Genomic DNA, 24,066 nt, shown 5'->3' on the forward strand with positions numbered 1-24,066 from the left:
GGTGTGGCCATCATGTTAGGCTGCCATCAGATGGATGAAGCGGTCAAGCAGATTCAACTGGAGAAAGAGGCGTTACAACTCGAGTCGCTGGTACGGGCCGCGACGGACGACTGCCGTCAAGATGAAACCGTTCGGTATCCGATTGGCCGGGTTATCTGTACACGGACGGATAAAGGCTTTAAAATGGAAGCGATACTAGATAACGGACAGAGAATCGAGGCGGTCGTTTCGAATGGATAAGGTTTATTTGATTGGTTTTATGGGAACTGGTAAAACAGCGATTGGACGTCATCTTCAGACACGTTACGATGTCGAGGAACTGGATGAACGCTTCGTCAAGGAACACGGTTCGATTACGGATTTCTTCGCAAAATACGGCGAAACAGGATTTCGGGATCGGGAAGTCGAATTGTTACGAAACAGCGAAGCAGAGATTGTCATCACGGGAGGCGGAATTATCGAGCGTTTGGAAAATCGGACGCTCATGCAAGAATCGGGACTCATCATCTGGATTGATACGCCGTTCCATTTGGTCTGGAATCGGATCAGGACAGACCCATCCCGTCCACTTGTCAAATCACGGATGACAGTCGAAAAGTTATTTCGGAGACGGCGTCCCGTTTACGCACGGTTGGCCAATATCCGCTTGGACGGAACAAAAACCGTCCGCGAACTGGCAAAAGAAATTGAAACGATACTGGAGGAGAACGTATGATTTGGATCAATCTTGGAATTATCGTCTTAGCCATCATCGGTCTGGTGATTTTCGGGTTAAGTTTATACAAGAAAAAAATTTCAAAAGATGTGGCAGTGCTCAAACAACTGCTGGAACGTTTTTCAATTCGTCAACAAACGTTGCAGACGGGCATTGATCATACGACAAGCCGGATCGATCAAATTAAAGGAAACATCGATCATTTGGTCGCGGAAGGGAAGCGGGTCGAGCAAGGAGGACGTCAACTCATTGCTGAAGGGCAACGCCTTAAAACAGAAGTTGAACATACTGCCGGACTCAAACCATTTTGAAATGGCTTTCATCGGCTGAATATGAAACAATAGGAGAGAAGGGACTTTGTCCTTTCTCTCTTTCCTTTTGTTCAATTTCCGAATAAACCTAGAATAATAGATTCGAAATTGGTAGAATGTAATTGAAAGTTGAACGATAAAGAGAAAAGGAACTAAAAATGTTCGTAATTAGGGGGAAAAGTATGAGTCAGACGACATTGAAGAGAACGCCATTGTTCGACATCATTGCACCAACGGGGAAAATGGTCGATTTTGCAGGGTTTGAAATGCCAGTTCTGTTTTCATCCATCAAGGAAGAGCATACAGCGGTGCGGGAACGTGTCGGGATGTTTGATGTATCCCATATGGGCGAGTTATTTGTTTCCGGATCAGATGCGTTAGCGTTTTTGCAACAGACGCTGTCGAATGATATCTCGAAGATTGCGATCGGACAGGCTCAATACAACGTCTTATGTCAGGAAGACGGCGGGACAGTAGACGATTTGTTGGTATATCGTTTGGACGAACAGGATTACCTGCTCGTCGTCAATGCATCCAACATCGAGAAAGATGAAGCACACTTACGTCAGTATCTGATGGGGGACGTGTTGCTTAAAAATCAATCGGATGCCTACGGTCAAATTGCCGTTCAAGGCCCAAAAGTTGTTGAAGTGTTGCAGGAACTGACGGCACTCAAGCTGGAAGACATCAAATTTTTCCGCTTTGCGCAAGGAAAATTGGCTGGAGTCGAGATGCTTGTATCACGCAGCGGTTATACAGGGGAAGACGGCTTCGAATTGTATATGCCGTCAGCAGACGCACCAGCGGTCTGGAATGCGTTATTGGAAGCGGATGTCGTACCATGCGGGCTGGGTGCCCGGGATACGTTACGATTTGAAGCCTGCCTGCCGTTATACGGACACGAGTTATCGGCGACGATTTCACCGATTGAAGCAGGAATGGGATTTGCCGTTAAACCGCAAGTGAAGTCGTTTGTCGGATCGGAAGCCTTGTTGAAACAGAAAGAAGAAGGACCGCGTCGTCAATTAATCGGCCTTGAACTGACGGATAAAGGGATCGCTCGTCAAGATGCTCCTGTTTTGGTAAATGGGGAAACAGTCGGATTCGTTACGACGGGTACATTACCGCCGACAATCGGTAAAGCCATTGCGTTAGCACTTGTGCCGACGGAATATGCGACCGAGGAAATATTTGAAATCGAAGTACGCGGAAAAAAACTGGCAGCAAAACGAATTGATACGCCATTCTATCGCCGGAGCAAATAAGGGGGACATAAAAGATGGATTTTCGTTATTTACCGATGACGCAAGAAGATGAAAAAGAAATGTTACAGACGATTGGTGCAGACTCGATTGAAGACCTGCTTGCCGATATTCCGGCAAGTGTACGCGACCAAGGGACGTTGGAAGAAGTGGGCATTCCGTTACCGGAAACTGACTTGATTCGAACGCTCTCGAAACTTGCCGATCAAAACATGAATACGAAACAGTACCCGTCGTTCCTCGGTGCCGGCATTTATGACCACTATGCACCGGCTGTTGTCAACCACATGTTACTCCGGTCTGAGTTCTACACGGCGTACACCCCGTATCAGCCTGAGATTTCGCAAGGGGAGCTGCAAGCAATCTTCGAGTACCAAACGATGATTTGTGAACTGACAGGAATGGATGTCGCGAACTCTTCCATGTACGACGGGATCACCGCACTGGCTGAAGCGGCGATGCTTGCCTGTGCCCACAAGAAGAAAAAAACAATCGTTCTCTCGGATGGTGTCCATCCGGAAGCACACGATGTCGTACGGACATATGCAAACGGTCCTGGACTTGAAGTCGAGACACTACCGCTCGTGAATGGGGAAACGGCGATTGCGAACCTGGATGCACTGGATGATGTCGCCTGCGTCATCGTACAGTATCCGAACTTCTATGGACGTGTCGAAGACTTACAGGCACTGGCGGACGCGACACATGCGAAAGGCGGTCTATTTATTGTCTCGGCCAATCCACTTGCGCTCGGTTTGTTAGAGGCACCTGGTAAACTCGGCGCCGACATTACGATCGGGGACTGCCAACCGTTCGGCATTCCGCAGAGCTTCGGTGGACCGACGTGTGGATACTTCACGACGACAAAAGCCTTGATGCGAAAAATTCCGGGACGTCTTGTCGGTCAGACAGTCGATGAGGACGGAAAACGCGGGTTCGTCCTGACGTTACAAGCACGTGAGCAACACATACGTCGTGATAAAGCGACTTCGAATATCTGTTCGAACCAGGCCTTAAACGCTTTGGCTGCATCAATTGCAATGAGTGCACTGGGAAAACGCGGAATCCGTGAACTGGCAACCCGCAACCTCCAGACGGCCTACGCCTTGAAAAAATCATTGATTCAAGCAGGCTTCCACATCGTGGACGACGGTCCGAGCTTCAATGAATTTGTCGTTGAATTACCGATCGATGCGACACAAGCAAGCAAACAGTTATTAAAAGCCGGGATCATCGGTGGACTGCCGCTTGGTACGTTCGACGAAAGCCGGAGCAACCAAATGCTCGTTTGTGCGACTGAACTACGGACAAAAGAAGAATTGGATCAATTCGTGACTGCGTTAGGAGGACTGACTCATGCATAAAACTAGTGAACAGACATTGATTTTTGAAATCTCAAAAGCCGGTCGTGTCGCCTACAGTTTACCGCTTCCGACGGTTGATGAAGTAGCGGCGGAAGAATTACTGCCTGCCCATTTGCTGCGCCAGGAAGACGTCGAGTTGCCGGAAGTGTCCGAACTCGATCTTGTCCGTCACTATACAGCGCTTTCGAACCGAAATCACGGGGTCGATTCCGGTTTCTATCCGCTTGGTTCATGTACGATGAAATACAATCCGAAAATCAATGAAGATATGGCACGTCTCCCTGGATTCGCCCATATCCACCCGTTGCAACCGGTTGAGAGCGTTCAAGGGGCTCTCGGACTGATGTACGATTTACAAGAAAAACTTGCGGTCATTACCGGTATGGACGAAGTGACGTTGCAACCGGCAGCGGGAGCGCATGGTGAGTGGACGGGATTAATGTTGATCAAAGCTTATCACCATGCCCGGGGTGACTTTAAACGGACGAAAGTTCTCGTCCCGGACTCCGCCCACGGAACAAATCCGGCATCGGCTTCTGTCGCTGGTTTTGATACGGTGACCGTCTTATCTGACGAGCGCGGATTAGTTGACCTAGCTGACCTAAAGAGTAAAGTCGGGGAAGATACGGCCGCATTGATGCTGACGAACCCGAATACGCTCGGTCTGTTTGAGTCGGATATCGTTGAGATTGCGAAAGCGGTCCATGAAGCCGGAGGAAAACTGTACTATGACGGCGCGAATTCAAATGCAATCATGGGAATTGCACGTCCGGGAGACATGGGCTTTGATGTCGTCCACTTGAATCTCCATAAGACGTTTACGGGTCCTCACGGCGGCGGCGGTCCGGGTTCAGGTCCGGTCGGTGTCAAAAAAGATTTGATTCCGTATCTGCCAAAACCGATTGTTGCCAAGACAGCAGAAGGTTTTGTACTCGATTACGACCGTCCGGAATCAATCGGACGTGTCAAACCGTTCTACGGAAACTTCGGTATCAACGTTCGGGCCTACAGTTATATCCGGACAATGGGAGGCGCAGGACTTGCCCGCGTTTCAAAAGAAGCCGTCTTGAATGCCAATTATATGTTGGCACGTCTGAAAGGCGCATATGATGCCCCTTATGACGTCTATTGCAAACACGAATTTGTCCTGTCGGGCCGTCGTCAAAAAGCACTTGGGGTACGGACACTCGATATCGCAAAACGTCTGCTTGACTTCGGATATCATCCACCGACGATTTACTTCCCGTTGAACGTCGAAGAGTGTATCATGATCGAACCGACAGAAACCGAATCGAAAGAGACGCTTGATGCCTTCTGTGATGCGATGCTCCAGATCGCAAAAGAAGTGGAAGAAACACCGGACGTCGTCTTGAACGCACCGCATACGACGGTCGTTAAACGAATGGATGAGACATTAGCGGCCCGCAAGCCGATTTTACGTTATCAGCCGAAACAAGAAGTACACGTTTAAACCAAAAAACCATCCCGCGTCTCAGTTGACGGGGATGGTTTTTGTTATGAAATAAGAGGAATCAGCTGCGTTTGACTTTTCCAGTCCACTGCTTGAAGCCGCCTTTAAGTTGATACAGATTTGTATAACCTGCTTTTTTCAGGACTTTGGCCGCTTGCGACGAACGCATGTTGCCTTGGCAGTACAAATAAATCGGCATGTCCTTGCGTAATTCTTTAGCGCGCATTTTCATCTGACTGACCGGGATGTTACGGGCTCCGATGATATGTCCGCCTTTGAATTCCTGTGTCTCGCGGACATCCACGATTTGTGCTTTCCGGTAATTTGCCCGGAATTCTTCTTGTGAAAGTTTTGTAATTCCTTTGACCGGCATGAAGCGCCATACGATATAAGCGATCAAAGCCACCCATAATACGATCGTGATGATTGTACTGATTTCCATATCTAAGTTCCAACCCCTTCGTTCATATAACATCTTTACCATTATAGTAAACGAAATCGATTTCGGCAATCGACTCGTCGTTGCGCAGGATAGAAAGGGTCTGATACACTAATACGGAAACGTTTCTGGGGGTGTTCACTTGATCAGAGAGTGGCAAGTATTGACGACTGAAAGAATGGAACCGGCATTAAACATGGCAATTGATGAAGCTTTAATCGGTTTTGTCGGTCGCGGCGAAGTGGCACCGACACTTCGTTTTTATTCATGGGAACCAAGAGGGTTAAGTGTCGGTCATTTTCAACGGGCGACCAAAGATATTGACCGAAACCGGATCGAGGCGCTGGGGATTCCGATCGTTCGCCGGATGACCGGCGGCCGGGCCGTCCTGCATGCGGATGAATTGACGTACAGTGTGATTCTTCCCGAACAGATGGAAGGGGTCCCGAAAACCGTCATTGAAAGTTACCGGATGCTGACAGAAGGAATCCGTAAAGGGTACCATCATTTAGGCATTCCCGTTGAATTTTCGGTTCCGATGACAGAGGAAGAAAAAGAAGAATTACGAAAACCGAAGTCTGCCGTCTGTTTTGATGCGGCATCGTATTACGAACTTGCGGTCGGGAAACGAAAAGTGGCCGGAAGTGCACAAGTCCGGCATCAAGGGGTCGTCTTGCAACATGGTTCCGTTCCGCTGTCAGTGGATGAAGGGGAATTGTTTGATTGCTTTCTTTACGAAGATGAGACGATGCGTGAACGAATGAAAGCGCGATTTGCCGGAAAAGCGGTTGCCTTAAATGAGTTGGCGGGACGCTCCGTTTCATTCGAAGAAGTCCGCCTTGCCTTTGTAAAAGGATTTGAAGACGCACTTCAACTGACCTTCAGACCGCTGGAGTTCAACAGCACCCAATGGCAGGAAATTGAACGGTTAGCAGAGAAGTATCGTAGTGAAGAATGGAACTGGAAGCGCTAAAGAGATGGATTGGAAGGTGATGTCGTGCCGACTCCGAGTATGGAAGATTATTTAGAACAGATTTATATGTTGATTGAAGAAAAAGGATATGCCCGTGTGTCCGATATTGCAGAGCTGTTAGGCGTTCATCCGTCGTCTGTCACGAAGATGGTCCAGAAGTTAGACCGGGAAGAGTATCTGGTCTACGAAAAGTACCGCGGATTGATGCTGACGGCAAAAGGACGGAAAATCGGAAAACGTCTTGTCGAACGGCATGCGTTGTTGGAAGATTTTCTGCGCCTGGTCGGAGTAGATGAATCATTGATCTACAAAGACGTGGAAGGGATCGAACATCACATCAGTATTGAAGCGCTCGATAAGATCAACGGGATGATTCAATTTTTTGCCGAACGTCCTGAATTACAAGAAGAATTTCAAAAACACCAGCAAGTACACCCGGAAGAATAAGTGTACTTGTTTTTTTGTATGAAAATTCTTAAAAGACGAACGATATATAATAAAAAATCGTTATAGTACGGTTAATCGGCATCGGATATGCTATACTGACCGTGAAATCATCGAAGGGGGTGACGGATGGGGATCCATCCGGTTATGGAAATCGTGATTAAGGAAAAGTTGGTATCAGAGTCAGAACTTGCCGCCAAAGTAAAAGAACTTGCCGTTGCAATTGAACGTGATGCGGCAGGACGGCAAATTGTTTTAGTCGTCGTGTTAAAAGGATCGATGGTATTTGCTGCTGATTTAATGCGTGAAATCAAAGGTAGTGTCCAAATCGATACGGTTGCCTGTTCATCGTACGGGGCCAAAACCGTCTCGTCAGGACGCGTCCAGTTGAAAAAGGACTTGGATCTTGATGTCGAAGGGAAATACGTCGTCGTCATCGAGGATATCATCGATACCGGGCATACCTTAAGTTTCTTGTGTGAACACATGAAGCTGCATAAACCAGGTGTCTTGAAAATTTGTACGTTACTCGACAAGCCGGCACGACGGGAAGTACCGCTCGATGCCGATTATGTCGGATTTGAGATTCCCGATTATTTTGTGGTTGGTTATGGTATTGATTGTGCCGAGGAGTATCGGAATCTGCCATATGTGGGTTGGGTTGAAACGGATTAAAAAAACAGTAGCTGTGTGCCTCGAAGGCGCACAGCTACTGTTGATTTGTTTAAAAAGCACGTTTTTTCTTTTTGCCTTTTTTTCCTTCGATGACAGTCAAATGTGGTGCTTTTGATCGGTCGCGAAGGGGGCGGACTTTACTAGAAGCAGCCGTTTTCGTTGTTTTAACCGGCTTCTTCTTAAAATCGGTCCGGCGGGGTGAAGGGTTGTTTTTAGCGTACATTTTTTTAGACTGCGCAACAGATTTTCGATATTGAGAATTTGTGTTGCTGTTGACGCTGTTGCGTGTTAAAAATTTAAACAGCAGGAAGATGATTCCAGCTGTAATCGCAAAAAACAGTAATTGTGAAAACAGACTACCGGGATCATTGGCGAGCTTATATCCAAAGCCGACGAACGCAAACAGTAACACGACAAGTGCGAATGTAGAACCAATCCGTTGTCTAATCATATTATCACCCCTGTTATCAATTAACCAAGTGCATTCTCATGTAGGTTATGTTCCTGTTTTTCGAGTGCTTCAAACGCGTAAATCGCAACCTCGATCTGAGAATCATCCGGTTCTTTTGTCGTCAAGTACTGTAACCACAGGCCGGGCAAGGCGATGACGCGTAAACCTTTAATATTTTGGGCTTTATTTGTTAATTGTAAAACCTCGAAAGATAAACCGATGACGACAGGAAGTAACGCAATCCGGCAAACGAGACGTAACCATAACGGGTCGGTCGGGACGATTAAATAAACGAAAAAGCCGACGATGACGGTGAAAATCAAGAAACTTGAACCGCAACGGTAATGCAGGCGACTGCTGGTCCGGACGTTTTCGACCGTCAATGGCCTTCCGCTTTCGACACAGTTGATGACTTTATGTTCGGCACCGTGATATTGAAACAGCCGTTTGACGAGCGGAGTCAAGGAAATCAGATAAAGATAACTGAAAAGTAACGTCAACTTGATTACAGCTTCCAGTACATTTTGAATCACATGACCGGACAGCGCCGGGAAGTAACTGAACAGAGAAGCTAAAAAAGCCGGAAGCAGTGTAAACATCAGCTTTCCGAAAAAGAACGACAGTACACCGAGGACAGCGACACCAAGCCATTTCGTCAGTTGACCTTGGGAAGCCTCTTCCGGCTCTTCTTCCCCCGGATTGACCCCGTACCGGTCACTGGCAAAGTTCATATGACTTGCCCCGTTCGCGGACGATTCGACTAAGGCAAACAATCCGCGGATCAACGGGATTTTTTTACCGACGGCGATTCGTGGCCGGATTGGTTTTTTTTGTTCGAACGTTTCAATCGTATCGTCATTTCGACGAATGGCTGAGACGGCATGTGTGGCATTTTGGAACATGACCCCTTCGACGATGGCTTGTCCACCGACGGGCGCTTGAGCAGTTTTCATAGAGCAACGCATCCCATCTTCAAATAAAATATCGTGTACCGTCATTTTACTCGATTTAGTAGAAAAACACTATGCTCAGCTGTTAATAGCAGTCGAAAATTTAGGAGGCGGAAAACGACTTATGATACAATAATAGAGACAATCTGGAGGTGATGAAATGCAGATTTTAGTCTTGAATGGACCGAACTTGAATTTGCTCGGGACACGGGAACCGGATACATATGGGACGCAAACATTATCGGATTTGGAAAGTCTGGTCAGGACTCGTTTTAAAGATGTTGATTTTCAGTTCGCCCAGTCAAATCATGAAGGCGAACTGATCGACTATTTACACGGAGCGCGCGGATATGACGGAATCGTCTTCAATGCGGCGGCTTACACGCATACGAGTGTTGCGTTGCGTGATGCGATCGCGGCAATCGATGTACCGACGATTGAAGTTCATTTATCAAACGTTCATGCACGCGAAGCATTTCGGCATCATTCGATGCTTGCACCGGTTTGCCGAGGAGTCATCAGCGGATTAGGGATGACAGGTTACTTGCTCGCAATCGAAGCATTGATTCAACCGTCTACATAATCAAAGGGGGAAACAGACATGAAACATCGTATTGAAGCACTTCAAACAGCTCTTAAAGAACGTGATTTACCAGGTCTTCTTGTGACGAAGGCAGAAAATATCCGATATATTTCTGGATTCACCGGTTCGAGCGGTGCATGTCTCGTGACGGCTGAACAAGCTTATTTCGTGACGGATTTCCGTTACACGGAACAAGCGGCGGATCAAGTGAAGGGAATGGAAATCGTCCAAATTGAACGGTCGATCCCTGAAACGATGGGCGAATTGATGGCTGGAGCCCGTGTGCGTGCAGTTGGCGTTGAAAAAGATGCAATGACACTCGGCGCATTCGAAGCGTTCGATCAAGCATCTTCCGTGGAATTGGTTCCGACGACTGGAATCGTTGAAAACCTACGCTTGATTAAGGATTCGTCAGAGATTAAGATGATTAAGGAAGCGGTGGATTTAGCAGATGCGACGTTCCACCACATCTTGACGTATATTCAAGCTGGCCGGACAGAGCTTGAAGTCTCGAACGAACTCGAGTTCTTCATGCGTAAACACGGTGCGACGTCGTCGTCATTCGATACGATTGTTGCGTCTGGATATCGTTCAGCGTTGCCACACGGTGTCGCCAGTTCGAAAGTAATCCAGTCAGGTGAACTTGTGACGCTTGATTTCGGTGCATTGTTGAACGGATATGTTTCGGATATCACGCGTACTGTGGCCGTCGGACCGATCAGTCCGGAGTTACAAACGATTTACGATACGGTTCTCAAAGCGCAGCTCGCAGGCGTTGACGGGTTACGTCCGGGAATCACTGGAATTGAAGCAGACGCTTTGACGCGTGACATCATCAAGGATGCAGGATATGGGGAATATTTCGGTCATTCGACGGGGCATGGAATCGGGTTGGAAGTACATGAAGGACCAGGATTGTCATTCCGTTCTGAAACGAAACTGCAACCTGGGATGATCGTGACGGTTGAACCGGGCATTTACGTACCGCAAGTCGGAGGATGTCGGATTGAAGATGACGTCTTGATCACCGAGTCAGGGCGTGAAATTCTTTCGTCTTCACCAAAAGAACTTATCACACTGTAAAACGGCAAGATCAACATTTAGGAGGAACTTTTCATGGTATCAGTAAACGATTTAAAAACAGGACTTACAATTAAAACATCAGACGGAATGATTTGGCAGGTTCTTGAATTCCAACACGTTAAACCGGGTAAAGGGGCAGCATTCGTCCGGACGAAAATGCGTAACATCCGTAACGGAAACATTCAAGAGATGACATTCCGTGGTGGTGAACGTGTCGAGCGTGCCCACATCGAACGCAACAAAATGCAATATCTCTATCCGATGGGGGAAACATATGTCTTCATGGATACAGAATCATACGAACAACTTGAATTGACAACGGCTCAAGTTGAAGCGGCACTCCCATTCCTTCTAGAAAACATGGAAGTTCAAATCGCGATCTACAACGGTGAAGTTCTCGGAATCGAATTGCCGAACACGATCGTTATGACGATTGTTGAAGCAGAGCCGGGCGTCAAAGGCGATACAGCTTCAAACGTTAAGAAAAATGCAACGGTTGAAACGGGACATATCATCCATGTACCACTCTTCATCGAAGCAGGAGAAAAAGTAACAGTTGATACACGTACTGGTGATTTCACAGGGCGTTACAACGGATAATCAAGTTTTCGAAACGCCTATTCCTCCTCGACTTGGACGGATGGGCGTTTTTTCCTTTTGTCTTAACTTGCGTCCTTTGGTATGACCAGTTAATATTAGTATTTGAGTAGGCATTAGCACCTGGTATAATATTAAAGTATAATAATAAAGGTGAATGTTGAGATAGGGGATGAAGAAAAATGAAAATCGATCAGTTAAAGCAAGTACTCGAAATGTTGGACCAATCGAGTGTCAATGAACTTTCTCTTGAAACCGATACGTATAAGTTAAAATTAAAAAAACAAAATGATAATATCGTGGTCTCACACGAAGCACCGGCCCGCGTGGCAACGCCGGCGCCGCAAGCTGCGACAGTCACAGCAGAACCAGCTCCGGAAGAACAGAGCGTTGAAGCCGACACAGTAACGATCAATGCATTGATGGTCGGGACGTTTTATTCGCGTCCGAATCCGGACAAACCTTCGTTCGTCAAAGTCGGCGACAAGATCGAAGTCGGTCAAGTCGTCTGTGTCTTAGAAGCAATGAAACTATTTAATAATCTGAACTCGGAAGTAGCCGGAACAGTCGTCGAGATTCTCGTCGCAGATGGAGACCTTGTTGAATTCGGACAACCTCTCTTCCGGATTCGTCCTTGAGCGGGGTGATGGCAATGGAAAAACTTTTAATCGCGAACCGGGGCGAGATTGCAGTCCGGATCATTCGAGCTGCAAAAGAACTTGGCATTCAAACGGTCGCCGTTTATTCGACAGCGGACCGGGATGCCTTGCACGTCCGTTTAGCAGATGAAGCATATTGTATCGGAGATGTCAGTTCGACTGCTTCTTACTTGAATGTCACGAATATCCTGGCGGTCGCGACTAATCGGAACGTCACGATGATTCACCCGGGATACGGTTTCCTGGCTGAGAATGTTGATTTTGCCGAGATGTGTGAAGCATGTGGCATCAAATTCGTCGGACCGACATCGGCTGCTATCCGTCAGATGGGAATCAAGGATGTCGCAAAACAAACGATGATTGCCTGCGGCGTACCTGTCGTACCCGGTTCTGCCGGTACGGTCACAGACGAGGAAGCCTTACAATTGGCGGATGAGATCGGCTATCCGGTCATCATCAAAGCGACTGCCGGTGGAGGCGGACGAGGCATCCGTGTCGCCCGTTCACAAGAAGAACTTGTAACCGGCCTGGATGAAACACGCCGTGAGGCAAAGCAGGCGTTTGGAAACAGTGAAGTGTATCTCGAGCGTTTCATCGAAGAATTTCGTCATGTCGAAGTTCAAGTACTCGCCGATCGTCACGGAAACGTGATCCATCTCGGGGAGCGGGATTGTACCGTCCAACGCCGGATGCAAAAGCTGATTGAGGAAGCACCATCACCTGCTGTCAGCCCTGCAACCCGTCTGAAGATGGGCGAAGCGGCAGTCAAAGCGGCGAAGGCGATTGACTACACCGGTGCCGGGACGATCGAATTCATCTTTGTGGAAGAAACGGAAGAATTTTTCTTCATGGAAATGAATACGCGAATCCAGGTTGAACATCCGGTGACGGAAATGATTACAGGATTTGATCTTGTTCAGGCACAGCTCCAGGTGGCACTCGATCACCCGTTAGCTGTTCAACAGCAGGATATTGAATTCCGTGGTCATTCGATTGAATGCCGGATCAATGCCGAAGATCCTGATCATGACTTCCGTCCGCATGCCGGACGCGTCACACAATATGTCGCACCGGGTGGAATGGGCGTCCGGATTGATAGTGCCGTATATCCGGGGTATATGATTCCTCCGTACTATGACTCGATGGTCGCTAAGCTGATCGTTCATGCCGAAACGCGTGAAGAAGCCTGTGCGAAGATGGAACGGGCATTGTCCGAGTTTTGGATTGAAGGTGTCAAAACAACGATACCTTTCCATCAACAAGTGTTGGCACATCCCGTATTCCGTCGTGGAACGTTTACGACGAAATTTACAGAACGTGAACTAAAAGCAGAAATCGTGAAGTAATCGTGGACGGGAGTCGATTGTATTTAACTCCCGTCTTTTTGCCGTTCTCTATGTTTTTTGAAAAAAGAATGTGCTAAACTAATTGATTGAGAACGATAAAAAAAGGAGCACGTAAAATCATGATGAAAAGACATATGGCACGCGAACTGGCAGTACAGTCTTTGTTCCAAATGGAACTCTCGGATCTGTCTGCACAAGAAGCCATTGAATTCGCAGTAGAAGGTAAAGAATATGATACGTTTGTGACACGATTGGTTGAAGGAGTCGAAGCAAACAAACCGGAAATTGATCAAAAGCTGCGTGCTGCGCTCGTGAACTGGTCATTTGAGCGTCTCGGAAACATCGAACGGACGATTCTTCGTCTTGCGGTGTATGAACTGTTGTTTGAAGCGAAGATTCCAGTCCGGGTAACCATCAATGAAGCAATCGAATTAACGAAAGCTTTTGCCGATGAAGAAGCAACAAAAATCGTCAACGGTGTGCTCGGAAAAGTAGCGCAAGAAGTGGAACAAAACGGTTTGAAAGAAAACCCGCAAAGCAACTAACTTAAAAACAGAGAAGTTTGATCAGGCAAAGAGTGAAGCGAATATTTTTGGGGGAGTGGACAAAATCATGGCAGTCGTAATCGATGGGAAACAAGTCGCACAATCGTATCGTTTGAAACTGAAAGAAGAAGTCGCACGTCTGAAAGAAGAACGTATTCAACCGAAACTGACCGTCATCTTAATCGGAGAAGATCCAGCCAGTCAATCGTATGTCCGTGGTAAAGAAAAAGCGGCGCAGGAGATTGGGATGGATTCCGATTTGATCCGATTACCGGAAGAGACAAAAGAATCGGAATTGCTTCACTTGATTGAACGGCTGAATGCCGATGCCAGCGTACACGGTATTCTCGTTCAATTACCTTTGCCAAAACATATTGATGAGAGTAAGGTCATCTTCGCCATCGCTCCAGAAAAAGATGTCGATGGTTTCCATCCGGTCTCGGTCGGGAAAATGATGATCGGTGAACCTACTTTCTTGCCATGTACACCAAATGGTATTTTGCATCTCGTCAAGGAAATGAATGTTCCGATTGCCGGTCGTCATGTCGTTGTCGTCGGTCGAAGCCAAATCGTCGGTAAGCCGGTCGGAATGCTGTTTTTAAATGAATCAGCGACCGTGACGTATTGTCACTCGAAGACGGCAGATCTCGGTGCGATGACCCGTCAGGCGGACATTCTGATTGTCGCTGTCGGTGTGCCGAAATTGATTACTGCCGATATGGTCAAGCCGGAAGCCGTCGTCATCGACGTCGGTGTCAACCGGGTCGACGGAAAATTAGTCGGAGATGTCGAATTTGAAGCAGTGAAAGAAGTCGCCTCGATGATTACACCAGTTCCTGGTGGGGTCGGGCCGATGACGATCACGATGTTGCTTCACAATACGATCGAGGCAGCGAAATGACGAATCCTCTCCAGGTTTCCGAACTCGTCCAATATGTGAAACGGGAACTCGAGAACGACTCGTTGCTCCAACAAGTCCAGGTGGTGGGAGAAGTGTCGAACTTTAAACGACACTCTTCCGGTCACCTTTATTTTACGTTGAAAGATGAACAGTCGCGGATGAAAGCTGTCATGTTCGCCCGGGATGCCAGTCGTGTCAAGACGGACATCCGGGACGGAGCCCGTGTCATCATTACGGCTCGGATTTCGGTTTATGTCGCATCGGGTGAGATGCAGCTTTACGTCGAACGGATGATGGAAGACGGTGTAGGAGCCCTTTACGAAGCCTATGTCCAGCTAAAAGAGGATGTCGAGGCCCGCGGATGGTTTGAAGCGGAACAGAAACTGCCGTTACCGGCTTTCCCGCAAAAAATCGGCATCGTAACCTCGCCGAAGGGAGCCGCCCTTCATGATATCGCGACGACGTTACGTCGCCGTTATCCGCAAGCCGCTATTGTTTTTGCGCCGGTTCTCGTTCAAGGGAAAGAGGCCGCACCCCAAATCGTCCGTGCCATTGAATGGATGAACGAACATCAGGCATGTGACGTGATGATCATCGGTCGCGGTGGCGGATCGATTGAGGAATTGTGGGCGTTTAACGAAATGCCGGTCGTAACAGCCATTCATCAGTCGCGGATTCCGATCGTGTCAGCAGTCGGTCACGAAACAGACTTTACGATTGCGGATTTTGTTGCAGATGTCCGGGCGGCGACGCCGACTGCCGCAGCAGAACTCGTGACGCCGGAAGCAGCGGAACTTGCGAAGCGTCTCAATGAACTGAATCGGAGATTGACGCGCCATTACGCCCAGTACATCACCGAACGTAAGGATCAAGTCCAGCGGCTGGCAACGAGTTACGGCTTGAAGTCTCCTCGTGTCTTGTTAGGTTTGAAACAGGAACGGTTGGACCGGGCAGAGATGGGACTGAACCGGATCGGAAAACAGGTGTTGCAGTCGAAGCAACAAGCCTTGACGGATCAGGTGAACCGGTTTGCCCGAATCGCGATGCAGGAACGTTTGGCGGAACAAGGACGCCAGTTGGTCCGGACACGGAAACAGCTGGAACGGATCCAGACCGTCCTCCGCACGAAGCAGGACCGGTTGCATCAAATGATTGCCCGCCTTGACTCGGTCAGCCCGACGCAAGTCATGTTGCGTGGGTATACTTACGTCGAGCAGGACGGTCGACTCGTCCGTTCCGTAACAGAATTGTCAGATCAGACCTTCCGGGTTCAGTTTCATGACGGGAGTATCCTAGCGAAACGAGAGGATGAAGAAGATGGAAACAGAACAATCCTTTGAAGCCGCTTTAGAGCGGTTGGAAGAAATCGTCGAACTACTGGAGGCGGGTGAAGCACCGCTTGAGCAAGCGATGAATTTGTACGAGGAAGGCGTGAAATTGACGGCACTCTGTCAAGGAAAGCTGTCGACGGCAGAAAAACGGCTCGATCAAATCTTGGAACAAGATGGCACGTTACGTGAAAAAGGGGGATCACAATGATTGTCTTAACGGAGTGGAAAACGCAGGTGGAGCAAGCACTGGAAACTTTCATGAACCGTCTCGAAGCACCGGATCGTCTGCGGGAAGCGATGCTGTATTCCCTTGATGCAGGGGGGAAACGTGTCCGGCCGGCATTGATTTATGCTGTCCTCGATGCTTACGGCATCGATCGTAAGACGGGTGACGCAACAGCGGCGGCGCTTGAGATGATTCATACATATTCATTGATTCATGATGATCTACCGGCGATGGACGATGATGATATGCGACGCGGACGTCCGACCAATCATATTGAATTCGATGAGGCGACCGCCATTCTCGCAGGGGATGCGTTACTGACGAATGCCTTTACGTGTCTACTCGAAACGACGGCCGCAGCGGAAGTTAAAGTGAAATTACTCGAGCGACTCGCAGCAGCAGCGGGTGCAGCCGGGATGGTCGGCGGTCAACTGGATGACATGCTTGGAGAGCGCGGAGGAATCAGTGATGCGGAAGAACTGGAATCGATTCACCGCCGGAAAACAGGAGCCTTGTTGATTTTTGCAGTCGAAGCAGGCGGCATTTTAGCCGGAGTCGCAGATGAGGATCTCGAACAGTTGAAACGGTACGGCCGTCATCTCGGAATTGCTTTCCAAATTCAAGACGACATCCTGGATGTGACCGGAGATGCTGACAAAATCGGGAAACCGGTTGGCAGTGATGAAGGAAATGACAAAGCAACTTATCCGAAACTGTTGGGTCTTGACGGGGCGAAACGGGCACTTGCAGCCCAAGTGACGGCAGCGAATGAAGCAATCGAGGCTCTTTCCGTCGAAGCGACACCGCTTAAGGATTTGCTCGACTTCGTCGTCAAGCGTGACCATTAAGAGAGGCGGCGTAGTAAGCCGTCTTTTTTTATGCGCCGGGAATGTGGCGTTCGCAAGATTGTTCTAGTACAATGTAGGGTACAAACCATATAAGAATGCAAGGGAAAGAGGCGGTAAGGTATGAAGTTGACAGAGATACAGGATCCGTCATTTTTAAAGCGTATGTCAGTCTCGGAATTAGAACTGTTCGCAGGTGACATCCGACGCTTTTTGATTGAAGAATTAGCAACGACAGGTGGACATTTAGCACCGAATCTAGGTGTCGTCGAACTGACATTGGCGCTTCACCGCGAATTTGACAGTCCGAACGATAAATTCGTCTGGGATGTCGGACACCAAGCATACGTGCATAAAATTTTGACAGGACGGGCAGGTCAGTTTGATACGCTGCGTCAACACAAAGGGTTATGCGGATTCCCGAAACGCAACGAGAGCGTTCATGACGTCTGGGAAACAGGCCACAGTTCGACCTCACTTTCGGCAGCGATGGGGATTGCTGTGTCAAATGAACTAAAAGGTAATGATGACCGGGCGATCGCTATTATCGGGGACGGTGCGTTGACAGGCGGAATGGCACTCGAAGCATTGAACCATATCGGAGCGGAACAACAAAACGTCATCGTCATCTTAAACGACAACGAGATGTCGATCGCACCGAATGTCGGGGCGATGCATCAGATGTTAGGAAGAATCCGTTCTTCGCGCAAAGTCCGTTACGCGCAAGATGAGCTCGAAACATTGATTAAAAAAATCCCGTTAATCGGCGGAAAGCTTGAAAAAGGCGGCGAGAAGCTGAAAGAAGCGGTCAAAGGAGCACTCGTTCCAGGTATGTTCTTTGAAGAACTCGGTTTTAATTATTACGGACCGGTCGATGGTCATGATTTAACGGACTTAATCGAACAGCTGAACTATGTGAAGAAAGAAGAAGGGCCTGTCCTGCTTCATGTCATCACGAAAAAAGGAAAAGGCTACCGTCCGGCTGAATACGACGGCATCGGCACATGGCACGGTCTAGGACCGTACAAGATCGAGTCAGGCGAAGTCATCAAAGGGAAATCAAAAGCACCAAGTTATTCGTTCACAGTGGCAGACACGTTGACGAAGATGGCCCGTGAGGATGATAAGTTAACTCTGATTACACCGGCGATGAGTGTCGGATCGAAACTCGACTGCTTTGAAAAAGAATTCCCGGAACGGATGTTTGATGTCGGGATTGCGGAGCAACATGCCGTAACATTTGCTGCCGGTCAGGCAACACAAGGCATGAAGCCGGTCGTCTCGATTTATTCGACCTTCTTCCAGCGTGCATACGACCAACTCGTTCATGATGTCGCACGCCAGAACCTCGATGTGACGTTCACAATCGACCGTTCGGGTCTCGTCGGTGCGGACGGCGAAACACACCAAGGTGTCTTTGATATCGCCTTCATGCGTCACGTACCGAATATCCGGATTGTCATGGCGAAAGATGAGAATGAACTGCAACACCTTCTCTATTCGGCTGTTAAATACGAAGGACCGATTGCCGTCCGTTTCCCACGCGGAGAAGGCATCGGTGTTCCGATGGATGAGACACTCCATGAAATTTCGCTTGATACATGGGACGTCGAACGCGAAGGAACGGATGTCGCCATCATGGCATTCGGTCCACAAGTACAGGACGCCTTGAAAATTGCGGAACTTCTAGAAGGGGATGTATCGGTACGGGTCATCAATGCCCGGACGATCAAACCACTGGATGAAAAAATGTTGAATGCATTATACGCGGAAGGTATTCCACTCGTAACGCTTGAAGAAGCGGTGCTCAAGGGCGGATTCGGTTCAGCTGTTCTCGAACATGCCAATGAACAGGAAGCTTTCCCGCGCGTCAAACGATTTGGTATCCCGGATTGGTATATCGAGCATGGCGGTGTCAACGAATTGTTAGAAGAAATCGGATTATTACCTGGACAAATTGCGGAAGAAGTCCGCTCATTTGTCAATCAAGGAAAGAAACAGAGTGTGTAACGATTAATGGAAACTGTAAAAAAAATCCGCCTCGACGTTCTGCTCGTCGAGCGCGGTTTATGTGAAACACGTGAAAAAGCAAAACGGACCATTATGGCAGGTCTTGTATTCAGTGGCACGGAACGGCTGGAGAAAGCCGGTGAAAAAGTAAAATCAGACATCGATTTGACGGTCAAAGGTCAAGTCATGCCATACGTCGGTCGCGGTGGATACAAGATGGAAAAAGCATTAGCGGTATTCGCTATCGATGTATCTGGACGGACTGGTCTTGATATCGGTTCTTCGACAGGCGGGTTTACGGATTGTGCCTTACAAAACGGGGCTGCCCATATGTATGCGCTGGATGTCGGCTCCAATCAACTGGACTGGAAATTACGGTCGGACGATCGTGTGACGGCAATGGAAAAAACCAACTTCCGTCATGCGACGCCAGATATGTTTCCTGTTCAGCCGAGCTTTGCGACCATCGATGTCTCGTTCATCTCACTGAGATTGATTTTGCCGCCATTAAAAGCGATTTTAGCTGATGGCGGGGATGTCATTGCGCTTGTCAAACCACAGTTTGAAGCAGGGCGCGATGATGTCGGTAAAAAGGGAATCGTTCGAGATGAGCGGATTCACGATCGGGTACTCAAAGAGATGGTAGATTTCTTTGTCCGGGAAGGATTTTACGTTCAACAATTGGATTTTTCACCGATTACCGGCGGTGAGGGAAATATCGAGTTTCTCCTGCACGCCAAGCTTGAGACACCGGGGATGGAAGAATCGGTTGATCCGCTTGAAACCGTTCGTCTGGCCCATGCCGCGTTGTAAGTCTAATCGATTTCCAAACAGGCTCCGTCAAAGATGATGGAGTCTGTTTTTGATTTGTCAGGAATGAATAGGGCAAGCATGGACTTTTATCGAATTATTGGATTACAATAGTATCAGTGAAGAAAAACTGTGAGGTGCAAGGATGACAAAGGGGCAACGGTTAATCAAGATTCGGGAAATCATTACGCAGTCAGAAATCGAAACACAAGATGAGTTAGTCGAGGAACTTCGAAATGCAGGCTATAAAGTAACCCAGGCGACCGTCTCTCGAGATATTAAAGAACTCCATCTCGTGAAGGTGCCGCTCAATGATGGCCGATACAAATACAGCTTGCCTGCCGATCAGCGGTTCAATCCACTTGGAAAGTTACGCCGATTACTCGGAGATAGCTTCATCTCGATTGATTCCGCACAAAACTTGATTGTCATGCATGTCTTACCCGGAAACGCAAATGCATTAGGTGTCTTGCTCGATCATTTAAACTGGCCGGAGTTACTCGGGACAGTCTGTGGTGACGATACGATCCTGATGATTACACGAAATGAAGAAGCAGCAACGGAAGTGACCGAACGTATTTTAGGAATGTTGTAAGGAGTTGACATGATGTTAGCTGAACTATCGATAAAACAATTTGCAATCATTGACCAGCTACAGATTGATTTCAAAAAAGGCATGACGGTCTTGACCGGAGAAACGGGAGCCGGTAAATCGATCGTACTGGATGCGATTGGATTACTGATCGGTGGTCGCGGTTCTGCTGAATTTGTCCGGTACGGTGAGGACAAGGCGGAATTAGAAGGTCTCTTCATGATTGAAGACGGTCATATGGCCTATACGTTAGCAGAAGAGTACGGGATCGACATGGAAGACGGCATGATCATTTTACGCCGCGATTTGTTTGCTTCCGGAAAAAGTGTCTGTCGCGTCAATCATAAATTAGTCACCTTGACGATTTTACGGGAATTCGGCCGGGCGCTTGTCGATCTCCATGGTCAGCATGAACATCAACATCTGATGGAAAGTACGTATCATCAAACGATTTTGGATGACTTTGGACATGCGACGATTGCTCCGATTCTCGAACGGTATCAGGAACGTTTTCAGCAGTATGAAGAAAAACGGGATGCCTTGCAGGCACTGGCGCAAAGTGAACAGGAGTTAGCCCAACGCATTGACTTGTTGTCTTTTCAAACGGAAGAAATCGACAGTGCGAAACTCCGAACAGGTGAGGAAGAAGATTTATTGAGCGAACGAAACCGGTTGGCAAACTTTGAAAAGCTTCATGCTTCTCTCAGCGCCGCTTACGATGCGTTACATGACGAACGGCGCGGGATTGATTCCGTCGGAGACGCCATGCGTGAACTGCAACAGGCTTCAAGTATCGATGATGAATTTTCGGGTCAAAGCGATACATTGGCCAATGCATTTTATGCGCTTGAGGAAGTCGGCTATGCGGTTCGGGATCAACTTGAAACTTTGGAGTTTGATTCGAACCGGCTCGACGAAATCGAGCTTCGTTTATCTGTATTCCAACAACTCAAACGGAAATACGGAGCAACGATAGAAGAAGTCATCGCTTACGGTAAAAAAATCGGTGTGGAACTGGATACGATGACGAATCGCGATGAGCGGATTGAAAAACTGAAAACAGAAGTGGAACAGTTGGAGATGGAACTGTTCGACATCGGCGGAGAACTGTCTCAGGCCCGGAGAAAGGCAGCGCATCATTTAGGTGAAGCGATTCACCTTGAACTCCGTCAGTTGTATATGGAAAAAGCCCGCTTTGAAATCCGCTTCCTCCAAGATGGAAAGGCGCCGACTTTACGTAAAAACGGAATCGACTTCGTCGAGTTCTACATTATGACGAACGCCGGAGAACCGTTTAAATCACTCGGGAAAGTCGCTTCCGGCGGCGAATTGTCTCGGATCATGCTCGGACTGAAATCGATTTTCTCACGTTCGGTCGGTGTGGCTTCCATCATCTTTGATGAAGTGGATACAGGGGTATCCGGACGTGTCGCACAAGCGATGGCAGAAAAGATTTATCGTCTGTCAATCGACAGTCAAGTCTTGTGTATCACCCACTTGCCGCAAGTTGCATCGATTGCGGATCAACACTTGTATATCCGTAAAATCGAAGAAACGGACCGGACGACGACACAGGTCAACGTACTGACGGACTCCGAGCGCGGAAATGAACTGGGACGGATGATTTCCGGCACACATATGACGGACTTGACATTGCGTCATGCGGAAGAACTGATGGAACAGGCAATGAACATGAAGGAATCGCTTAAAAATGGGGTGTAACAATTGATTAGAGTCGGGATTGCGGATGATAACCGAGAAATGGTCGAATTGATTCGGCAACATCTATCTGCCCAAGAAGACATGGAAGTAGTGTGCGTTGCCTATAACGGAGAAAGTTGTCTCGAAAAATTGGGACATGTCGAGACCGATGTGCTGTTATTGGATATCATCATGCCCCATCTCGATGGACTGGGTGTCTTGGAGGCCTTGATGAACCAAAAGAGCAGTCCGGCTGTCATCATGTTAAGTGCGTTCGGGAAGGATGAAGTATCGCAACAGGCTGTTTCACTGGGCGCTGCCTACTTTTTATTGAAACCGTTCAGTTTAGATCAACTCGTCAACAAAATTCGTCTGGTCGTGAACGGCGTACAGCCAAGCCAAGCGGAACCGGTCGAAACGAAAGTCGGGACCACGCTCCGGGAAATCGGAATTGCGCCGCACATCAAAGGATTCACGTACTTGAAAGAGGCGGTCTTGTTGGTGCTGGAACGGGAAGATTTATTGGGGCTGATTACAAAAGAGCTATACCCGACGATTGCTAGAAAACATCAAACGACTGCTTCGCGTGTCGAGCGGGCGATGCGCCATGCGATTAAGTCGGCCTGGAAAGAAGGCATGAATGAACATACATTGTTTAACGGACGAATTGAACAGGAGAAAAGTCCGAAAAATTCCGAGTTCATCTCTTATGTATCGAACCATATGAACGGATCTTAATAGAGCGGTAATCAGGTTTTGACGGATGAAGAAAATCCGGAGAAGCCTGGTTTTTTTAAATACAAATAAAAAACTGAATATTCATTAAATAAATGTTGCACAAACTGAAATGTTTGTTATAATAAAGGTACCAAATGATTTGGAAAGACGTCAGATGAACGTCGAGTCGAATTGGTTCCCGGAAAACCGTTCAACGAATTTCATCTCAGGTCGCCACCTGTAAACGGCTCAAGAATGATGGACGACATTCTCTTGGTAGAATTCTTACCAAGGCATTTCATATCTTTTTCGGATGATTTATCTCAAACAGATATGAGACTTCATGATTTCGAAGCAAGGAAAAAGTGAAGGGTAACGTAAATTAAACGTCCAAAGTAAGACCAAGCAAGACCAAGCAAGACCAAGCAAGACCAAGCAAGACCAAGCAAGACCAAGCAAGACCAAGCAAGACCAGTAACAAGTACAGTTCGTGAAAAGGAGTGTTGTCTAGCAGTGAATGTTAGCAACCGAATGATCGACTGCAACAAGCGGATGACATTACGCTTCACCTAGGTCCAAGTAAAGTCAGATACTGGAGTAGTTTTACCTTTCTATCGATCGCTCGATAGCCAAATCTGATTTCTTTCAACCTCTTCATTAAGAGGACAACCTATGGTTTTGAAGTACACGAATAGTTCTGCTATGAGAGGAGTTCATCCGTAAGTGAAACCAACTTTATATGAATAAAAGGTCCCGCGCTTGAAATGAGTTCAAGAGATGGGGACCTTTTTGTGTGTTTATTTTTTTTGATAGCGCTCCGATACTTTGCCTCGTTTACGATCGCGGTAAAAGACATAACCGGCGACGAAGCCGATTCCGCCGATGGCTAACGCCAGGCCGGAAAATCCTTGTAATACATATACATAGGCAGAATCCCCTAGATACCGGAAGGGGAATTGCGCTTTTAAGAAAACACTGTCCCGCATCAACTTAATGCCGATGGCACCGATGATACCCGGAATGAGTAAAGATAATAGACCGATGATTCGCATGATTGTGACCCCT

General features: G+C 47.8%; 28 protein-coding genes. 24 read left to right on the top strand and 4 right to left on the bottom strand.

The genetic code is table 11. The features are described 5' to 3' along the window. Positions 1 to 12: 12 nt before the first annotated feature. The 6 genes from N7U64_RS08805 to gcvPB all read left to right on the top strand — a co-directional run bounded on the left by N7U64_RS08805 (position 13) and on the right by gcvPB (position 5,123). Positions 13 to 240, top strand: a complete 228-nt coding sequence (locus N7U64_RS08805) for a hypothetical protein (RefSeq protein ID WP_318929428.1) — start codon at positions 13 to 15, stop codon at positions 238 to 240. Next, on the top strand, positions 233 to 715 hold the full coding sequence (locus N7U64_RS08810; RefSeq protein WP_318929430.1) for a shikimate kinase: 483 nt from the start codon (positions 233 to 235) through the stop codon (positions 713 to 715). The genes N7U64_RS08805 and N7U64_RS08810 overlap by 8 nt, the downstream gene beginning before the upstream one ends. Beyond that, the gene (locus tag N7U64_RS08815; RefSeq protein WP_012369792.1) at positions 712 to 1,026 is read left to right on the top strand and encodes a hypothetical protein; all 315 of its coding nucleotides are present in this window, start codon (positions 712 to 714) and stop codon (positions 1,024 to 1,026) included. Before N7U64_RS08810 ends, N7U64_RS08815 begins: the two co-directional genes overlap by 4 nt. Positions 1,027 to 1,208: 182 nt before the next feature. Then, on the top strand, positions 1,209 to 2,291 hold the full coding sequence (gene gcvT / locus N7U64_RS08820) for a glycine cleavage system aminomethyltransferase GcvT (protein WP_318929431.1): 1,083 nt from the start codon (positions 1,209 to 1,211) through the stop codon (positions 2,289 to 2,291). A gap of 14 nt (positions 2,292 to 2,305) precedes the next feature. Beyond that, positions 2,306 to 3,652, top strand: coding sequence for an aminomethyl-transferring glycine dehydrogenase subunit GcvPA (gene gcvPA / locus N7U64_RS08825; RefSeq protein ID WP_318929434.1), 1,347 nt, complete (start codon positions 2,306 to 2,308; stop codon positions 3,650 to 3,652). Beyond that, entirely contained in the window at positions 3,645 to 5,123 is a 1,479-nt protein-coding gene (gene gcvPB / locus N7U64_RS08830; RefSeq protein WP_290830174.1) for an aminomethyl-transferring glycine dehydrogenase subunit GcvPB, read from the top strand. Before gcvPA ends, gcvPB begins: the two co-directional genes overlap by 8 nt. 61 nt (positions 5,124 to 5,184) lie before the next feature. On the opposite strand, the gene N7U64_RS08835 is transcribed toward gcvPB, so the two are convergent. Next, positions 5,185 to 5,565, bottom strand: a complete 381-nt coding sequence (locus N7U64_RS08835) for a rhodanese-like domain-containing protein (protein WP_214766100.1) — start codon at positions 5,563 to 5,565, stop codon at positions 5,185 to 5,187. Positions 5,566 to 5,704: 139 nt separating this feature from the next. Here N7U64_RS08835 and N7U64_RS08840 point away from each other — a divergent pair, with 139 nt between their 5' ends. The 3 genes from N7U64_RS08840 to hpt all read left to right on the top strand — a co-directional run bounded on the left by N7U64_RS08840 (position 5,705) and on the right by hpt (position 7,654). Next, positions 5,705 to 6,535 carry a biotin/lipoate A/B protein ligase family protein gene (locus N7U64_RS08840; RefSeq protein WP_012369797.1) on the top strand — a complete coding sequence of 277 codons (831 nt, stop codon included), beginning with the start codon at positions 5,705 to 5,707 and terminating at the stop codon, positions 6,533 to 6,535. A 24-nt stretch (positions 6,536 to 6,559) separates the two neighbouring features. Then, entirely contained in the window at positions 6,560 to 6,982 is a 423-nt protein-coding gene (gene mntR, locus N7U64_RS08845; RefSeq protein ID WP_012369798.1) for a transcriptional regulator MntR, read from the top strand. Between the two features lie 144 nt (positions 6,983 to 7,126). Next, positions 7,127 to 7,654: a hypoxanthine phosphoribosyltransferase gene (gene hpt, locus N7U64_RS08850; RefSeq protein ID WP_041261847.1), complete on the top strand. Its 528-nt coding sequence runs from the start codon at positions 7,127 to 7,129 to the stop codon at positions 7,652 to 7,654. Between the two features lie 49 nt (positions 7,655 to 7,703). On the opposite strand, the gene N7U64_RS08855 is transcribed toward hpt, so the two are convergent. Further along, complete coding sequence (locus N7U64_RS08855) at positions 7,704 to 8,105, bottom strand: SA1362 family protein (RefSeq protein ID WP_318929438.1); 402 nt, start codon at positions 8,103 to 8,105, stop codon at positions 7,704 to 7,706. 20 nt (positions 8,106 to 8,125) lie between these two features. Continuing rightward, positions 8,126 to 9,058 carry a DUF1385 domain-containing protein gene (locus tag N7U64_RS08860; protein WP_012369801.1) on the bottom strand — a complete coding sequence of 311 codons (933 nt, stop codon included), beginning with the start codon at positions 9,056 to 9,058 and terminating at the stop codon, positions 8,126 to 8,128. Positions 9,059 to 9,215: 157 nt separating this feature from the next. On the opposite strand from N7U64_RS08860, the gene aroQ reads away from it, so the two are divergent. From aroQ to spo0A, 15 genes are all read left to right on the top strand, one after another. Beyond that, positions 9,216 to 9,638: a type II 3-dehydroquinate dehydratase gene (gene aroQ, locus N7U64_RS08865; protein WP_012369802.1), complete on the top strand. Its 423-nt coding sequence runs from the start codon at positions 9,216 to 9,218 to the stop codon at positions 9,636 to 9,638. 18 nt (positions 9,639 to 9,656) lie between these two features. Next, the gene (locus tag N7U64_RS08870) at positions 9,657 to 10,721 is read left to right on the top strand and encodes a M24 family metallopeptidase (protein WP_012369803.1); all 1,065 of its coding nucleotides are present in this window, start codon (positions 9,657 to 9,659) and stop codon (positions 10,719 to 10,721) included. 33 nt (positions 10,722 to 10,754) lie between these two features. Then, on the top strand, positions 10,755 to 11,321 hold the full coding sequence (gene efp, locus N7U64_RS08875; RefSeq protein WP_012369804.1) for an elongation factor P: 567 nt from the start codon (positions 10,755 to 10,757) through the stop codon (positions 11,319 to 11,321). Positions 11,322 to 11,500: 179 nt separating this feature from the next. Next, positions 11,501 to 11,956 (top strand): acetyl-CoA carboxylase biotin carboxyl carrier protein, encoded by a 456-nt coding sequence (gene accB, locus N7U64_RS08880; protein WP_012369805.1) that lies wholly within the window; start codon positions 11,501 to 11,503, stop codon positions 11,954 to 11,956. Positions 11,957 to 11,970: 14 nt separating this feature from the next. Continuing rightward, positions 11,971 to 13,323 carry an acetyl-CoA carboxylase biotin carboxylase subunit gene (accC, locus tag N7U64_RS08885; protein ID WP_214766098.1) on the top strand — a complete coding sequence of 451 codons (1,353 nt, stop codon included), beginning with the start codon at positions 11,971 to 11,973 and terminating at the stop codon, positions 13,321 to 13,323. A gap of 119 nt (positions 13,324 to 13,442) precedes the next feature. After that, positions 13,443 to 13,868 carry a transcription antitermination factor NusB gene (gene nusB, locus N7U64_RS08890; protein ID WP_114596348.1) on the top strand — a complete coding sequence of 142 codons (426 nt, stop codon included), beginning with the start codon at positions 13,443 to 13,445 and terminating at the stop codon, positions 13,866 to 13,868. Positions 13,869 to 13,935: 67 nt separating this feature from the next. After that, on the top strand, positions 13,936 to 14,769 hold the full coding sequence (gene folD / locus N7U64_RS08895) for a bifunctional methylenetetrahydrofolate dehydrogenase/methenyltetrahydrofolate cyclohydrolase FolD (RefSeq protein WP_012369808.1): 834 nt from the start codon (positions 13,936 to 13,938) through the stop codon (positions 14,767 to 14,769). Continuing rightward, entirely contained in the window at positions 14,766 to 16,109 is a 1,344-nt protein-coding gene (xseA, locus tag N7U64_RS08900) for an exodeoxyribonuclease VII large subunit (protein ID WP_318929444.1), read from the top strand. The genes folD and xseA overlap by 4 nt, the downstream gene beginning before the upstream one ends. Beyond that, on the top strand, positions 16,087 to 16,308 hold the full coding sequence (xseB, locus tag N7U64_RS08905) for an exodeoxyribonuclease VII small subunit (RefSeq protein ID WP_012369810.1): 222 nt from the start codon (positions 16,087 to 16,089) through the stop codon (positions 16,306 to 16,308). Before xseA ends, xseB begins: the two co-directional genes overlap by 23 nt. Continuing rightward, entirely contained in the window at positions 16,305 to 17,174 is an 870-nt protein-coding gene (locus tag N7U64_RS08910; RefSeq protein WP_318929445.1) for a farnesyl diphosphate synthase, read from the top strand. The genes xseB and N7U64_RS08910 overlap by 4 nt, the downstream gene beginning before the upstream one ends. Positions 17,175 to 17,294: 120 nt before the next feature. Then, positions 17,295 to 19,181: a 1-deoxy-D-xylulose-5-phosphate synthase gene (gene dxs, locus N7U64_RS08915; protein ID WP_012369812.1), complete on the top strand. Its 1,887-nt coding sequence runs from the start codon at positions 17,295 to 17,297 to the stop codon at positions 19,179 to 19,181. A 6-nt stretch (positions 19,182 to 19,187) separates the two neighbouring features. Further along, positions 19,188 to 19,994: a TlyA family RNA methyltransferase gene (locus N7U64_RS08920; RefSeq protein WP_318929447.1), complete on the top strand. Its 807-nt coding sequence runs from the start codon at positions 19,188 to 19,190 to the stop codon at positions 19,992 to 19,994. A 142-nt stretch (positions 19,995 to 20,136) separates the two neighbouring features. Continuing rightward, entirely contained in the window at positions 20,137 to 20,586 is a 450-nt protein-coding gene (gene ahrC, locus N7U64_RS08925; protein ID WP_012369814.1) for a transcriptional regulator AhrC/ArgR, read from the top strand. 12 nt (positions 20,587 to 20,598) lie between these two features. After that, positions 20,599 to 22,305, top strand: coding sequence for a DNA repair protein RecN (recN, locus tag N7U64_RS08930; RefSeq protein WP_318929449.1), 1,707 nt, complete (start codon positions 20,599 to 20,601; stop codon positions 22,303 to 22,305). A 3-nt stretch (positions 22,306 to 22,308) separates the two neighbouring features. After that, positions 22,309 to 23,022, top strand: coding sequence for a sporulation transcription factor Spo0A (gene spo0A, locus N7U64_RS08935; protein WP_081432739.1), 714 nt, complete (start codon positions 22,309 to 22,311; stop codon positions 23,020 to 23,022). A 776-nt stretch (positions 23,023 to 23,798) separates the two neighbouring features. On the opposite strand, the gene N7U64_RS08940 is transcribed toward spo0A, so the two are convergent. Then, the gene (locus N7U64_RS08940; protein ID WP_012369817.1) at positions 23,799 to 24,053 is read right to left on the bottom strand and encodes a DUF2627 family protein; all 255 of its coding nucleotides are present in this window, start codon (positions 24,051 to 24,053) and stop codon (positions 23,799 to 23,801) included. Between the last annotated feature and the right edge of the window lie 13 nt (positions 24,054 to 24,066).

It is taken from the genome of Exiguobacterium sp. K1 (assembly GCF_033721435.1).
Taxonomy (GTDB): Bacteria; Bacillota; Bacilli; order Exiguobacteriales; family Exiguobacteriaceae; genus Exiguobacterium_A; species Exiguobacterium_A artemiae.

Coding starts and splice junctions, on each gene's coding strand:
- N7U64_RS08805 (WP_318929428.1), top strand. CDS start 13: ATGTTAGGCTGCCATCAGATGGATGAAGCGGTCAAGCAGATTCAACTG.
- N7U64_RS08810 (WP_318929430.1), top strand. CDS start 233: ATGGATAAGGTTTATTTGATTGGTTTTATGGGAACTGGTAAAACAGCG.
- N7U64_RS08815 (WP_012369792.1), top strand. CDS start 712: ATGATTTGGATCAATCTTGGAATTATCGTCTTAGCCATCATCGGTCTG.
- gcvT (WP_318929431.1), top strand. CDS start 1,209: ATGAGTCAGACGACATTGAAGAGAACGCCATTGTTCGACATCATTGCA.
- gcvPA (WP_318929434.1), top strand. CDS start 2,306: ATGGATTTTCGTTATTTACCGATGACGCAAGAAGATGAAAAAGAAATG.
- gcvPB (WP_290830174.1), top strand. CDS start 3,645: ATGCATAAAACTAGTGAACAGACATTGATTTTTGAAATCTCAAAAGCC.
- N7U64_RS08835 (WP_214766100.1), bottom strand. CDS start 5,565: ATGGAAATCAGTACAATCATCACGATCGTATTATGGGTGGCTTTGATC.
- hpt (WP_041261847.1), top strand. CDS start 7,127: ATGGAAATCGTGATTAAGGAAAAGTTGGTATCAGAGTCAGAACTTGCC.
- N7U64_RS08855 (WP_318929438.1), bottom strand. CDS start 8,105: ATGATTAGACAACGGATTGGTTCTACATTCGCACTTGTCGTGTTACTG.
- N7U64_RS08860 (WP_012369801.1), bottom strand. CDS start 9,058: ATGAAAACTGCTCAAGCGCCCGTCGGTGGACAAGCCATCGTCGAAGGG.
- aroQ (WP_012369802.1), top strand. CDS start 9,216: ATGCAGATTTTAGTCTTGAATGGACCGAACTTGAATTTGCTCGGGACA.
- N7U64_RS08870 (WP_012369803.1), top strand. CDS start 9,657: ATGAAACATCGTATTGAAGCACTTCAAACAGCTCTTAAAGAACGTGAT.
- efp (WP_012369804.1), top strand. CDS start 10,755: ATGGTATCAGTAAACGATTTAAAAACAGGACTTACAATTAAAACATCA.
- accB (WP_012369805.1), top strand. CDS start 11,501: ATGAAAATCGATCAGTTAAAGCAAGTACTCGAAATGTTGGACCAATCG.
- accC (WP_214766098.1), top strand. CDS start 11,971: ATGGAAAAACTTTTAATCGCGAACCGGGGCGAGATTGCAGTCCGGATC.
- nusB (WP_114596348.1), top strand. CDS start 13,443: ATGATGAAAAGACATATGGCACGCGAACTGGCAGTACAGTCTTTGTTC.
- folD (WP_012369808.1), top strand. CDS start 13,936: ATGGCAGTCGTAATCGATGGGAAACAAGTCGCACAATCGTATCGTTTG.
- xseA (WP_318929444.1), top strand. CDS start 14,766: ATGACGAATCCTCTCCAGGTTTCCGAACTCGTCCAATATGTGAAACGG.
- xseB (WP_012369810.1), top strand. CDS start 16,087: ATGGAAACAGAACAATCCTTTGAAGCCGCTTTAGAGCGGTTGGAAGAA.
- N7U64_RS08910 (WP_318929445.1), top strand. CDS start 16,305: ATGATTGTCTTAACGGAGTGGAAAACGCAGGTGGAGCAAGCACTGGAA.
- dxs (WP_012369812.1), top strand. CDS start 17,295: ATGAAGTTGACAGAGATACAGGATCCGTCATTTTTAAAGCGTATGTCA.
- N7U64_RS08920 (WP_318929447.1), top strand. CDS start 19,188: ATGGAAACTGTAAAAAAAATCCGCCTCGACGTTCTGCTCGTCGAGCGC.
- ahrC (WP_012369814.1), top strand. CDS start 20,137: ATGACAAAGGGGCAACGGTTAATCAAGATTCGGGAAATCATTACGCAG.
- recN (WP_318929449.1), top strand. CDS start 20,599: ATGTTAGCTGAACTATCGATAAAACAATTTGCAATCATTGACCAGCTA.
- N7U64_RS08940 (WP_012369817.1), bottom strand. CDS start 24,053: ATGCGAATCATCGGTCTATTATCTTTACTCATTCCGGGTATCATCGGT.